10 protein-coding genes are annotated in these 12,742 nt (G+C 52.0%); 4 read left to right on the forward strand and 6 right to left on the reverse strand.

Annotated features, from left to right (window positions below; translation table 11 throughout):
• Positions 1-773: 773 nt before the first annotated feature.
• Together NP589_RS15090 and NP589_RS15095 are read left to right on the forward strand one after the other, a co-directional pair.
• Positions 774-4,238: a PAS domain-containing sensor histidine kinase gene (locus NP589_RS15090; RefSeq protein ID WP_256607734.1), complete on the forward strand. Its 3,465-nt coding sequence runs from the start codon at positions 774-776 to the stop codon at positions 4,236-4,238.
• Positions 4,235-4,843, forward strand: a complete 609-nt coding sequence (locus NP589_RS15095; RefSeq protein WP_256607735.1) for a response regulator transcription factor — start codon at positions 4,235-4,237, stop codon at positions 4,841-4,843. Before NP589_RS15090 ends, NP589_RS15095 begins: the two co-directional genes overlap by 4 nt.
• A 37-nt stretch (positions 4,844-4,880) precedes the next feature.
• On the opposite strand, the gene NP589_RS15100 is transcribed toward NP589_RS15095, so the two are convergent.
• From NP589_RS15100 to amoA, 5 genes are all read right to left on the reverse strand, one after another.
• Positions 4,881-5,237 carry a tautomerase family protein gene (locus NP589_RS15100; protein WP_256607736.1) on the reverse strand — a complete coding sequence of 119 codons (357 nt, stop codon included), beginning with the start codon at positions 5,235-5,237 and terminating at the stop codon, positions 4,881-4,883.
• 44 nt (positions 5,238-5,281) lie between these two features.
• Complete coding sequence (locus NP589_RS15105; RefSeq protein WP_371929675.1) at positions 5,282-6,538, reverse strand: MFS transporter; 1,257 nt, start codon at positions 6,536-6,538, stop codon at positions 5,282-5,284.
• A gap of 265 nt (positions 6,539-6,803) precedes the next feature.
• Positions 6,804-7,577: a bacterial ammonia monooxygenase, subunit AmoC gene (gene amoC, locus NP589_RS15110; RefSeq protein ID WP_256607738.1), complete on the reverse strand. Its 774-nt coding sequence runs from the start codon at positions 7,575-7,577 to the stop codon at positions 6,804-6,806.
• Between the two features lie 14 nt (positions 7,578-7,591).
• Positions 7,592-8,818: a bacterial ammonia monooxygenase, subunit AmoB gene (amoB, locus tag NP589_RS15115; RefSeq protein ID WP_256607739.1), complete on the reverse strand. Its 1,227-nt coding sequence runs from the start codon at positions 8,816-8,818 to the stop codon at positions 7,592-7,594.
• Positions 8,819-8,830: 12 nt separating this feature from the next.
• Entirely contained in the window at positions 8,831-9,583 is a 753-nt protein-coding gene (gene amoA, locus NP589_RS15120; RefSeq protein WP_256607740.1) for a bacterial ammonia monooxygenase, subunit AmoA, read from the reverse strand.
• A gap of 249 nt (positions 9,584-9,832) precedes the next feature.
• Between amoA and NP589_RS15125 the strand changes: the two genes are divergently transcribed.
• Positions 9,833-10,768: a LysR family transcriptional regulator gene (locus tag NP589_RS15125; RefSeq protein WP_256607741.1), complete on the forward strand. Its 936-nt coding sequence runs from the start codon at positions 9,833-9,835 to the stop codon at positions 10,766-10,768.
• Here the strand turns inward: NP589_RS15125 and NP589_RS15130 are convergent.
• Positions 10,765-11,859: an L-dopachrome tautomerase-related protein gene (locus NP589_RS15130; protein WP_256607742.1), complete on the reverse strand. Its 1,095-nt coding sequence runs from the start codon at positions 11,857-11,859 to the stop codon at positions 10,765-10,767. The genes NP589_RS15125 and NP589_RS15130 overlap by 4 nt on opposite strands.
• A 439-nt stretch (positions 11,860-12,298) precedes the next feature.
• Here NP589_RS15130 and NP589_RS15135 point away from each other — a divergent pair, with 439 nt between their 5' ends.
• Positions 12,299-12,493, forward strand: a complete 195-nt coding sequence (locus tag NP589_RS15135; protein ID WP_256607743.1) for a hypothetical protein — start codon at positions 12,299-12,301, stop codon at positions 12,491-12,493.
• Positions 12,494-12,742 lie beyond the last annotated feature (249 nt).

Genomic DNA, 12,742 nt, shown 5'->3' on the forward strand with positions numbered 1-12,742 from the left:
GCTAGCAGCTCTTCAACGCTGATAGTTTTCATGTAGCGGCGAATTCATGCGCCTGTTTGCTGGTATTGAAGCCTATGGCCGAGTGAATTAGACCCTACAATAGTTCTACTTTGTCAGATTAGAAGGAAGTCTGTCATACCCGCCGGGATACCCACAGGGCACAAGAGTGGGTATCCCGTGCCATGGATGGCGATCTTCGAACCATCCATGGCACTGGATTCCGGCAATCCATGCCGGAATGACGACCTTCTGCAATGTGATCCACGAAATCTGACAAAGTAGAAATAGGTTCGCTGAATAATTACAAATGGGCAAAATCTAGCGGCATTAAAGATAAGTTTGACAGGGTTAATTTTTCGCCAGCATACTTCCGCGCGAACTGGGGCGAGATGCCCGGTCTATGTATCGATCATCACAAACTAAGACCGGCTATTTCGGCTTTGGGCCAGGTATTGACACCCTGTGTTGCTAACCCAATCTTTTGCTAGCTTTGCCGGAACAGAGCTTCCCGGCTACCCACATCCGCACAATACGGCTTGAGTTACACCCATCCAAGATAAGCCTGAAGCGGTCTCAATGCTGTCCAAAATGGAAGATGTCTCATGACTGACGAGCGTTATAAGTCTGCATACACTGAAAGCCCTTCTCGGCCAGAAGCTGAGAACAGACATCCAAATACAAACAAAACCACGTATTGCCAAGATATTTCAGAGAAAACTTTGCATGAACTGCATGTGCGTCAGATTGAATTGGAGAGACAGAATGAATCGCTCATGCAGGCCCAACAAATGCTTCAGCAGTCGCGTGACCGCTTCCAACATCTTTACGATTTCGCCCCGCTCGCCTATCTCACCCTCAGCCCGGACAATTTAATATCCGACATAAACTTTACCGCCGCCACCTTGCTGGCTGTTGAGCGCCAAAACTTGATTGGCCGTCATTTTTCAAGCTTGATTGCCGATCAGAGCCGCGATTTTTGGCATCGGCATTTATTGCAGATTCTACAGAGCAGCGAAAATCCATCTTGCGAATTGCAAATGCTGCGTGGCGACGGCTCGGAGTTCCATGCCAGGCTCGACTGTCTACCGATCACCGATTTCAGCAGGCAGCCGGAATTGCGCATTGCCCTCACCGACATCACTCGGCAAAAGCAAGCAGAATCGATACCGGCGGAGAGCTCGTCGCTGTGCTCGGCGCTTGTCGAATCGGCGCGGGACGCAATCGTCTGCATCGACTCAAAATACCGTGTCGTATTATTTAATGCCGCAGCCGGTAACATGTTCGGCTGCCTCGCGGGTCAAGCCATTGGCGCCGCTATCGAACGTTTTATTCCGGTCGGCTTTCCGGCAAGTTATTCCGCGCCAAAGCCGGGAGCCGATACCGGTCATCCAGTAAGTGAGTTTCGCACCATGACCGGTGTACGCGCTGACGGCGAAGAGTTTCCGATAGAAGCCGCCATTTCCGAGATCGGTACTGGCGGGCACACCTTGTATACCCTTATCCTGCGCGATGCGGGCGGGCGCAGCCTCCTTCAAGCCGAACGTCATTTGCAGGATCAGCTGTCCAAGGTGGCAGCTTCCGTACCCGGCGTTATTTGTTCGTTCCGTTTGGCTGCGGATGGTTCGGCTAGCATGCCTTATGCCAGTCAGGCGCTTGAATCCTTGTACGGATTACCGCCCGAAGCGGTAGCCGAAGACTTTAGTCCGGTCTTTGCCAGAGTTCATCCCGACGACATCAAGCTTATCAACGAAACTATCAGCGAATCCGCGCGCAGCCTTGAACCTTGGCGCGACACCTTTCGCTACCAACATCCCAGTAAAGGCGAAATCTGGATAGAAGGTCATTCCATGCCCATGCTGGAACAGGGCGGCAGCATTTTATGGCATGGCTATCTTCAGGATATAACCGCGCGAAAGCAGGCTGAATCGGTATACCGCGATCAGGATAGAGAACTGCAACTGATTATGGATGCAACGCCGGCGCTGATCGCCTATTTGGATGTCAATTTTCGCTATGTGCGCGTAAATGCGACTTACGAACACTGGTTCGGCATCCCTCCGGAGCAGGTTATCGGCCGCACCGTGCCCGATATTCTGGGTGTCGCGGCGTGGGACGTCGTCCGGCCGTATCTGGAACGGGCATTGGCGGGCGAGCAGGTTAGCTTTGATCAGCAAATCCCCTATGGCAGCGGCAAACCCCGCTGGGTGCATGCGACCTATATTCCGAACGCTGATGAAACAGGCAGGTTGAAAGGTATTGTGGTGCATGTTATCGATATCGAAGAGCGAAAACTGTCCGAGCAAAAAATCGCCCTATTGAACCAACGCTTGCAGCGCCGCCTGGAAGAAATGCAGGTTATTTACAACACAGTACCCATTGGGCTCGCCATCGCCGGTGACAAAAGCGGGCAACATATTCGTGGAAACCAGGCTAACGAGCAGATGTTAGGCTTGCCTCCCACCTCGGAACTTTCATTGTCCAACGAGAACCCGCCGGCCATAACGGTATTGCAAAACGGCTATCCGCTGGCCGCCGAAGATCTGCCGATCCAGCGCGCTTGCCGGGGAGAAGTGGTGAGCGACGAGACTCTGGATATAATCCGCCCGGACGGCAAAGTCATTACCGTGGTGTCCAATGCGTCGCCCTTGTTGGACGATAAGGGTCAACCGCGTGGGGCCGTTGGTGCATTTTTGGACATTACACCGCTCAAAGTGGCTGATGACGCTCTGCGCCGCAGCGAGGCTTTCGTGCGCTGTGTCCTGAATTCGCTGCCCGCACATGTGGCGGTGCTCGACGATCTGGGCATAGTGACTACGGTCAACGCGCCCTGGGATTGCTTTGCTATCGCGAACGGCGGTTCGCCCAGCCAATTGTCAGAGGGCGCCAATTACCTTGAGGTTTGCCGTCGCTCGTCGGCGGCAGGCGACCGGGACGCGCAAAAGGCTTTGACCGGTCTTGAGACCCTGATAGCGGGGCATCAGCAGGAATTTATGATGGAATATCCGTGTCGGACCGACCTTGGCGAGCTATGGTTTATGATGCACGCCAAACGCATTACTCAAGGTTTCCAGGGCATGATTATTACGCATGTAGACATTACCGAACTGAAGCGCGCCCATGCGGAATTGCAACATACCGAGACCCGTCTGGCACTGATCATCGACGAAGTGAACGCGGGTTATTGGGACTGGGACTTAGTGTCGCAAACCTTATTTCTCTCGCCGGAATGGAAACGGCAAATCGGTTTTGATGACCATGAGTTGTTGAACCGGTGGGAAGAGTGGGAATCTCGATTGCATCCGGATGATCGGGCATTGGTCTTGGCAAGCACCGAAGACTATCTGTCCGGGCATCTGTCCGCTTACGAACTGGAATTCCGCTTGCGCCACAAGAATGGCTCCTATCGCTGGATCCATGCGCGCGGCAGCTTATTGCACGACAAACATAACCGGCCTTATCGACTGCTGGGCATCAATTTCGATATCACCGACTATAAACTGACCAGGGAATTGAGCGAACGCCGGAACAGGATGGAACAGTCATTTCGGGTATCGCTGGCGACGCAGACGATAGCGGCGATTGCCCACGAACTTAATCAACCCCTGGCCGCCATTTCCTCGTATGCCGATGTGGCGTTGCGGCTGTATCAATCAGAAAAACCGGATTCGCAAAAACTCAACCACGTGTTGGAAGCCTGTGTGCAACAAGCTCAGCGTGCCGGCGAAGTAATCCGGCAGCTATTCAGCCATTTGAATAAAACCGAGACCGTCGGCGAACTGGTCGATATTAACTTTTTAGTGACAGAAGCCTGCGCGTTTGTGAAAAACGACAGAACCTTAGACACTTTCAATATAGAACTGGACCTCGCCGCCGACTTACCGCAGATTACGGTCAATGCCCTGCAAATTCAAAAGGTGCTGGTCAATCTGATCAGCAATGGTCTGGAAGCGATGCAGGAACAGGGCAAACTCACTGAGGTGCTGCGCGTAACCACCGAGCGATACGCTGACGATCCGGATATGGCCTTAGTCTCTGTTTGTGACAGCGGTAAAGGCTTGGCGGATGCCATTGCCTTGAAAACCCTGTTTCAACCCTTCTACTCGACCAAACCGGCGGGACTGGGTATGGGCTTGGCCATCAGCCGCGCCTTGATTCAAGCCCACGGCGGTAATATGTGGGCCCAGCGGAATGTCGGCGACGGCCTGACCCTGTTCTTAACCTTACCGTTTGCGAAATGAATACTCAGCCTTGCGTATTCGTGGTGGATGACGATGATGCGGTCCGCGATAGTCTGGGCTTGGTGTTCGAGACCGCAGAACTTGCTTACCAAACCTTTGCCAGCGCCGAATGCTTTCTGGAAAGCTATTGCCCGGACCAGCCCGGCTGCCTGGTGCTGGATGTCAACATGCCGGGTCTGGATGGTCATGAGCTGCAAGCCGAACTTATCCGCCGCCACATTCATCTGCCTATTATTTTCCTGACCGCGTATGGCGACATACCGATGACTGTGCGCGCGATGAAGGCGGGAGCTGTTGATTTCCTGACCAAACCGGTCAGTACCGAGCTGTTGCTCGACAGAGTGCAGGCAGCACTACAGAGTGAAATCAACACTTACGCACAAGCCATGAAAGGGCAAGCGCTGTGTAATCGGCTAAACGGCCTGACTTCACGCGAACTCGAGATTATGGGGATGGTGGTGGCCGGTCTCACCAACAAGGAAATAGCCCGGCGCTTGGGCATTAGTCACCGCACCGTTGAAATCCATCGTGCCAAAGTGATGGAGAAAACCGGCGCGACGAATCTACTGGAGCTCGCCCGGATCTATGAGGCCTGCCGCTTGTAAGAGTATCGATCCTAAACATACTTATCGACTCAACTCATTAGGCATACTGCGCAATTCCATTCCCAAACGACCAATTTTCCTTTTTGACTTCAACGAGGTTTATTAAAACATCTTCTCTACGGACATCTAACTCGTTATGCAGGTGATCGGCTATGTTTTTGTAAAGCAACTTCTTTAAATCAACATCTCTACCTTCATTCAAGGTTATTTGTATAAAAATGATGCCATCGCTTCGATGTATGCCAAGATAATTTGAATCGTAAATTAAAAAATTATTGTCATACTCAGTAATAACCTGGAAATAATCGTTTTCGGGGACACTGATTGTTTGCACCATTTCCTGATGGACAATTTCGCCGATCTTTCTCCCGAACTCCTTTTTTTCGTGTTTCATTAACGATATGCGAACCAAAGGCATTTGATTACTCCAAAATTAAGTTAAAAACCAACAGTTTGCGGTTCTTTTATAAAAAGAACGATGCCGGTTGCGACAAAAGCGAACAGGCCTGACGCAACAAACGCCAAGTTGTAGTCACCCATCAGACTATGGACGTACCCGGCGCTGTAGGCGGCAATGGCCGCGCCGATTTGATGAGCAAAGCAAATCCAGCCGAACACCACCCCGACGTTTTGCTTGCCGAACAAGTCTGCGGTCAATGCCGAGGTTGCCGGAATGGTCGACAACCAATTCATGCCATAAATAATCGAGAACATCATTAGTTGACCGGTAGTGTCTATGCTGGGCAGTACGATCAACGTTACGCCTCTGACCACGTAATAAAACGCCAGCGGCCAGCGCTTGCCGTACCGGTCGCATAACCAACCGGATAAAATGGTGCCGAATACATCGGCCGCGCCCATTACCCCTAACGACGTCGCCATGGTCATTTCGGTAAAGCCGTGTTCGATGCCGTGCGGAATCAAATGGGTCTGAAATAATCCTGATGTGGTTAATCCGCAAATTCCAAAACTCGATGCCAGCAGCCAAAACTGAGGATTTCTCATGGCTGATCGCATTGGATTTCGATCTGGCTCAAGTAGAGCTTCATGAAAGCCATTGGCCCCATAGGCCAACAGCCCTTTGGATTTGGGATCGTCTTTTAAAAATTTCAGCACCAAAGGTAAAGCCACCAAGCCTAATGCTACGGTGATAAACAGCGTCGCCGCACGCCAGCCTTCGTGAACGTTGATCTGCATCAGGACCGGGGTGAAGACTAACTGGCCGGAGGAGAAGGCGGCGCCCAATATCCCTAACGCTAGCCCCCGGTGTTTATGGAACCAGCGATTGATCAACGCCGATCCCATAATCATTGAAGTGCCGCCCGAACCAGCGCCGATCAGCAGCCCCCAAAACAAATACATTTGCCAGGATTCCTGCATAAAAACGCTGCCGCCGGCGCCTGCCACCGACAAAATCAAAGTGATAACGCTGATGCGTTTGGCGCCGTATAAATCCATCAACCTGCCTAGAAATGGCCCTGCCAGGCCAAATAAAAGCAGGTTAAGTGAAATTGCGCCGCTAATCGTTTCCCTATGCCATGCAAATTCCTGTTCAAGGGACAGCATGATGATCCCTGGAACAGAACGCAGTGCCGAAGCCACAAACAAGCACAGAAACGTGACCGCGAGTACTACCCAGGCATAGTGAACTGAATAAGTAGGACTCTTTGGCATTGTTACTAAGGACTTAAACATTTTCGCAAGGGTTTATTAGCTCTTATTTGTCAGATTACATTTCTAAGCCGTCATTCCGGCATGGATTCATGTCAGGCTGTCCTGCCTGACACCCTTCGGGTAATGCAAATCTGTTCCAGACAGATTTGTGCCGGAGCCATAGACCGCGAAGCGAATCCAGACACCAAGGATGGGTTCGAGCCTGCCATCCTTGGCTCTGGATACCCGCTTCCCGGCGGGTATGGCGAACGCGAGGAATCTGACAAAGTAGAATTAGTAAACAGACTTATTCGGCATCTTCGATTTTGTCCAGCAGTTCAATCAGCCGTGTAACCCCTTGCAGTAGGATGCCGCCCACGCCCAACGCAAACCACACCCCGATCACAAAGCCCCAATGAATCGGCGCTGCGAAGAACTCCTCTCTAAACCAGAAGGTATGTCCCCACTCGTTGAAGCCGACGCTGACCAAAATCATGAACGGTCCAAACACCGCCAAGGTCAAGGGTAGCGAGATGCCTTTGGCATACAAGGGCAAACGGGTTCTGGCATACAGCCAAGCACAGCCGCCCAGAATCACGTACAGCGGGAAATTGAAGTAAAACTCAATGATGTGATTGGCGGTAAACGGCGTGTCGCGGATCGCCACCTGATGCCAGGAATTGTCCTGCTCGGCAAAATAACTACCGGCCCAATACACGGCAAAGGTGTAAATGCTGATCCACATTGTCAACGTGAAATAGCGGCGTATCTCTTCCTTGGGTGCCAGTTGATCCAGTTGCCGGTCGCGCGATAGCCATAAATAGCCCCAAAAGCCGCTGGCAACGGCGGCGATAATGACCAGTTCGATATAAAACAGCCGCATCCAGTACTGTTCGAATGCAGGTTCCGAGGAATCCAAACCGTGTTCTATGGCAAAAGCGCCCTGATACAGTCGTAAACTGACATAGATAACGGTTAATACACCAAAGCCCTTTAAATATTTGGGTAAATCAATCAAATACCAAGGCAATGATTTAGGGTTTTCGGTACTTAAGCTAACGTGTTCTGTCGTGGTAGCCATGTTCTGCTCCTGAATTAAATGAATTTGGGAATGACGGCGGCGGATATGCTGGAGATATAACGTTTGCCCAGCACGTCGTCGTAAAGAAACAGCAAGCCGCCCAAACGGGAATCCGCATCGCGAATCAGGCCATCCAATCTCTCGGATTCCCAGGCGGCATCGCGCACTTCAATGGTGACGGTGCGTTGTTCGCCGGGCTCTATGGGAGACGCATTATCCAGGCTCAGACCGTTGTTGCTGACATCATCCTTGCCGGGGTTGTACCCAGCATCGGCCACATCGGCATTTAGAAAATGCACGTTGGAGCTGGCGAATTCGCCTATCCGCACCGCGCCTTGGCTGCGGTTATCGACCTTGACCTGCAACACCATGGCGCGCTGAGCGATGTTGTATTCTGCTTTTAGCGTGTCCACATTGACGGTGCCGGCATTGACTTGCGCGGGTAGCGGCAGAATTTGGTCCAAGCCGGCTTGCAGCGGAATGACATCCGGATAACGATTAGCGGTGACCGTGTTCAGAACTAACACCAAGACCGGCACGCTGACCAACACCACCTTGGCTATCCACTTATCCTGCGGCGTAATTAATTCATCTTCCAAGCCGGCATCCAGCATCCGGTAACGGCTGATAAACAAGGGCCGGCGCACCCACCATAACAGCCAGGCAGCCGCCAATGCGCCCCAAAACAGGTGCCAGAACACGCCGTTGGCAAAACCGAAGCTTTCCATGTCTATCATTTCGCCGTTGATGGTTTTGATGGTGTTGCTGAAGTCGCTGGGATTCCCGCCTATTTCCAGCCAAACGCCCGGCCCCATCACTTGCCCGGCATCCTTTAAATTGAAAAACGGGTGGATGTGATAGCGCCCCGGCAAGCGGCCTTTCATGACCACTTTAAAATCGTAGTCGCCGCCCGGCTGCAATGCCACCGAGTTGGTCCAGGGTTTGCCGTTTAAATAACGTTCGGTGCGGATCAGTACCGGCCCTGGGGTGGAAATATTCAAAAAGCTGGCTTCCGGCTTGGGCACGCTGATCGGCCAATCCTCGGCGACATGAAACTTGCCGCTGACGCTGACTTCATCGTTGACCTTGAATGTTTGCGTGGACCACTGCACGTCGTACCATTGAATAGTCCGCATTCTGATGAACGGCTCCAAGGCTTTTTCGCCGTGGGCTTGGGCAGACGACAGGGGCAACCCGGACAATACCGTGAGAGCGATTAAGGCTAACAAATGCGTTTTCATGTTGGCTGCTCCTTAAATTTTGCTCAAATAACGGGTGTCGGCAAACCACTTGCCGATATGCCACCACAGCGGATACATCAACGAACACAGCAACGCCGAACAGAACGCCGACAGCGGCGTCGCATACTGGCCGTAAGTCCGCAAGGTGCCACGCTCGATGATGCGCAGGTATTCGGGCATGCCGGTACGGATATATTGAAATCCGAACAAATCGGCAATCGTCAGCTGACTATTGGCCACCTCGACCGGTTGGTGGAACATACCGAAGATCGGCCAGTTGGTTGGGTAAAACAGCAACGCAAACGCCGCGCCACCGAAGATGGACGTGATGGTCAGACTATTGGTCAGCATCAGCAAGGTGTCCAATACCAAAGCGCCCGGAATCATAGTCGCCGGCAACACCATGTTGATGGGGAAATAGTTCCAGTAGTGGTAGGCAAACACCCGGGTGACCCAGGTACCGATCAACAAGGCCGCGACGCACAGGGTGGCGCCCAGCGGCAAACGAAATTTATCCCACAGCACCGCTTGCACGGCGGCGGGAAAAGTAATGCCGATTAAGGGTGTGACCAATGGCCACCACTGCCGGTCTTTCCAATCAACCCAGAAATCCCAATCGCCGACCGTGAGGGCGAAATGCAGATGAAACGAGCCGATGAACAGAAATAAAGCCAAGACCAAAATCAGATAGTCATAGGCTCTTGCCAACCGGGCTTTTTCGCCCCTGTAGGGTTTGAACGTGGAAATTGGAATTTGTGCGGACATGTGTGCTTCCCCCGTAAAGTTTTATAGTGAATGGCGGCGATAGCCATCGAAACTGGGCGTGTCGCCAACTGCAAGCTTCCCTTGGGGAGTTCAAACTTTGTAGGCTGGCCGACACGCTCGGTGTATAAGGTAGGGGGAAATTAACGCGCTGTTAAATGGCTATATTTCATTCGCGGCCATCGAAACTGTTCATGCCGCAAACCTGCGGTTTTTAGTTACTATGCACCCCGTTTTTGCCGGGTATTTCATATGTCCAATTTACGCACTTTCGATCTAAATCTGTTACTGGCTTTTGATGTGCTGATGCGGGAACGCAATGTCACGCGTGCGGCGGAGTGCATGTTCGTCACACAATCGGCGATGAGTCATACCTTGCATCGCTTGCGCCAGCAACTGGATGATCCGGTTTTAGTCAAGTCGCCGGCCGGGATGCAGCCCACCGCGTTGGCGTTGGCATTGGTCGAGCCGGTACACGGCCTGTTGCGGGAGATGGAACGGCTGCTGGAGTCGCCGCAGGCTTTCGACCCAAGCAGTAGTCAGCGCCGCTTCACCATCGCCGCCACCGACTATATGGAGTTTTTACTGCTGCCTGAACTATCCGGTTTGATCGACCAAGCCGCACCGGGTGTGGATATTCATGTCAAACGCACAGACTCGGCGTTTCCGTTGGCACAATTGGAAAATGGCAGTCTGGATGTGGTGTTGGGTTTTGCCTCGATGCTGGAGCCGCCGGCGCATTTGCGCTGCGAGCATTTGTTTGTAGACAGGATGGCCTGCGTGGTACGGGAAAATCACCCTACCATTCACAACGCGCCTTCACTCGATGACTATCTGGCTATGGCGCACATGCTGATTTCCCGTACCGGGAGCCGGGTGGGCTTTATCGATGCCAAGTTGGCGGAATTGGGCCTGGAACGGCGAATCAAGCTGATCGTGCCGCATTTTCTGTCGGCACCGTTGATGGTTGCGCAGACCGATTTGATACTGTCCCTGCCCTACCGACTGGCCGCCGAGTTTCAGAAATTGGTCACTTTGAATATCCTGCCGGTTCCCATCGATTTACCCGATTACGAACTGGTGATGATTTGGCATCCCTTATGGGAAAAAGACCCGGCCCATTGTTGGCTGCGCGCACAAATCAGCGCAATAGGCCGAAAAATCGATGCAAACGAAATCCGGCTTTAACGTCCCGGCAAGCCCGCCGCCAAAGCCTTGACTTGCAACAGATAGTAAGGCGGTTTGGATTGAGCGTCGCCGCCATTGAGGGTCGCCGAGCGATGCAGGCGATTCACCACCGCGTACAAGCGCCCTTCCGGACCGAAACTGAACGAATCCACCCAAGACAGCCTCGGACATTGCGCCAGTTGCCGGTAGCGGCGATCAGCACTAATCACGCCGATGGCATTATTCGCTAGGTCACCCAGGTAAATATTGTTATTTTTATCGATGCTGATACCGTCCGAGATCGGTTTGTCGCTATAGCGTTGTACTCGGCTGGCAAGCTGTTGGGCCGTCAAGGTTTCGTCGATTAAATCGCTGGCTTTGATCCGATACAGACTTAAACCGTGCATCGGTCCGTAATAGACCCATTCGTTGTTTAAGTCCTCCGTAATAGGATTGACGCCTATATGGGGTCTGATCAAATCGCCGGCAGGTGTTTTAACCTGAATGGGTACCTTATCGATGACGAGATCAACGTTTTCCGGCAGCACGCTGGCATGCCCTTCCAATACTCGCCGTGCTTCCCCGGTATACAAATTGACAACGATCAAGGCGGCGTTGCTGCCGCCGGCCGGGTCGCTGATGAAGGCATGATTGTGCGCGGTATCCAGCGCAAAATCATTCACAAAAGCATCTTTAGGCGCTGCTGGTATCGGCAAATAAATCAGGCGTTGCAGCTTATCGGTCTTGGTATTCCAGCCCACCAACTTGGGCGTCACGCCGCTACGCATGCCGTTGTCCAGCATCCAGACAATACCGTTGCTGTCGGAACGGATACCCAGAACTGAGTCGAGTTTGATCGGCGCCGTCGAATCGGCCGCAGACATTTCCTTGTTTGGAAAAGGTACCAAGGCTTGATCCTTGTACTCCACTACCGTGTACTGAGGCTGATAAAACTGATGTTGGCTCATGATGATTCGGCCGTTAGACGTCGCCGTGACGTTGCCGGGCCCGGCATCGAGATCGGCTACCACGTCAAAGTGAGAATTACTGTCCGCAAAGGCTGCGGCTGTTGTTAGCAGCAGCACGGCACACGATTTAGCAAGATGGCTCATGGTCATCTCCTTAAATTTGGTTGAGGTGCCAATCAGCATACTGGACTGCGGAATAGCCGTTAAATGACATTATTTAATCACGCATCATTAAAAAAACTTATACCCATGGCGTTTATCGCTGTGCATTCAAAAAACAATCCATCTCTTTGACCACTGCTAAATCAGGACAGCATGGCGCAATGCACGCTATTAATAGACCTGATGAATATTACTAATTTAACAAATCCTGTTGTTTGGCTTAACGTATCCCAACGTCAAGGCCTGACCGTAAAACCCTGTATACAAGACCACTTATGTCAGGGAGCTTATAATCATTTGTAGTCGGTCACTCCCACGCAAGCGGGAGCCCAGTGAAATCAACAAACCAGATTCCCGCAAGCGCGGGAATGACGAACTTTAGAAGCTCCCATCAACACTAAAATCGAAAATAGGTGTAACGATGGCAAGAGAAAAACTTACTGCTGCTCAGAAAAATCTGCTGAATAAATGCCCAAAGGAATGGGCTGTCGTACCGGTGGGTTCCACTAATAAAACATTGATTGCGCTGATGAAAAAAGGTCTGGTTGATTCGCGGCTATTAATGAATACATTATTCCCGGAGCTGTCCAGATGCGAATGGCGAATAGCCCCGTAGCAGCCAAAACGGCCAACGCTTCGCCACGATAAAGCTGTTACTCACCCTAACTGATTTGGCAGATTTAATTATTTTATAAACCCTGTGACCTGGCCCTTAATAGATATCGTCGCTCTCGCGAAGATGGGAGCCTAACAGCTACGCTGGATTCGCTGCGCGGTCTCACTGCTCGCGCTTTCGCGAGAATGGGGACTGCGGGGAATTTAAGGGCCGGGTTAATAAAGTTGGCCTCTGGCGGAAGGATGACGG

Origin of the sequence: Methylomonas rosea, from assembly GCF_024505055.1 — a bacterium.
Taxonomy (GTDB): Bacteria; Pseudomonadota; Gammaproteobacteria; order Methylococcales; family Methylomonadaceae; genus Methylomonas; species Methylomonas rosea.

Excerpts from the sequence above, each read along its gene's own strand:
- NP589_RS15090 (WP_256607734.1), top strand. The coding sequence starts at position 774 with ATGCAGGCCCAACAAATGCTTCAGCAGTCGCGTGACCGCTTCCAACAT.
- NP589_RS15095 (WP_256607735.1), top strand. The coding sequence starts at position 4,235 with ATGAATACTCAGCCTTGCGTATTCGTGGTGGATGACGATGATGCGGTC.
- NP589_RS15100 (WP_256607736.1), bottom strand. The coding sequence starts at position 5,237 with ATGAAACACGAAAAAAAGGAGTTCGGGAGAAAGATCGGCGAAATTGTC.
- NP589_RS15105 (WP_371929675.1), bottom strand. The coding sequence starts at position 6,538 with ATGTTTAAGTCCTTAGTAACAATGCCAAAGAGTCCTACTTATTCAGTT.
- amoC (WP_256607738.1), bottom strand. The coding sequence starts at position 7,577 with ATGGCTACCACGACAGAACACGTTAGCTTAAGTACCGAAAACCCTAAA.
- amoB (WP_256607739.1), bottom strand. The coding sequence starts at position 8,818 with ATGAAAACGCATTTGTTAGCCTTAATCGCTCTCACGGTATTGTCCGGG.
- amoA (WP_256607740.1), bottom strand. The coding sequence starts at position 9,583 with ATGTCCGCACAAATTCCAATTTCCACGTTCAAACCCTACAGGGGCGAA.
- NP589_RS15125 (WP_256607741.1), top strand. The coding sequence starts at position 9,833 with ATGTCCAATTTACGCACTTTCGATCTAAATCTGTTACTGGCTTTTGAT.
- NP589_RS15130 (WP_256607742.1), bottom strand. The coding sequence starts at position 11,859 with ATGAGCCATCTTGCTAAATCGTGTGCCGTGCTGCTGCTAACAACAGCC.
- NP589_RS15135 (WP_256607743.1), top strand. The coding sequence starts at position 12,299 with ATGGCAAGAGAAAAACTTACTGCTGCTCAGAAAAATCTGCTGAATAAA.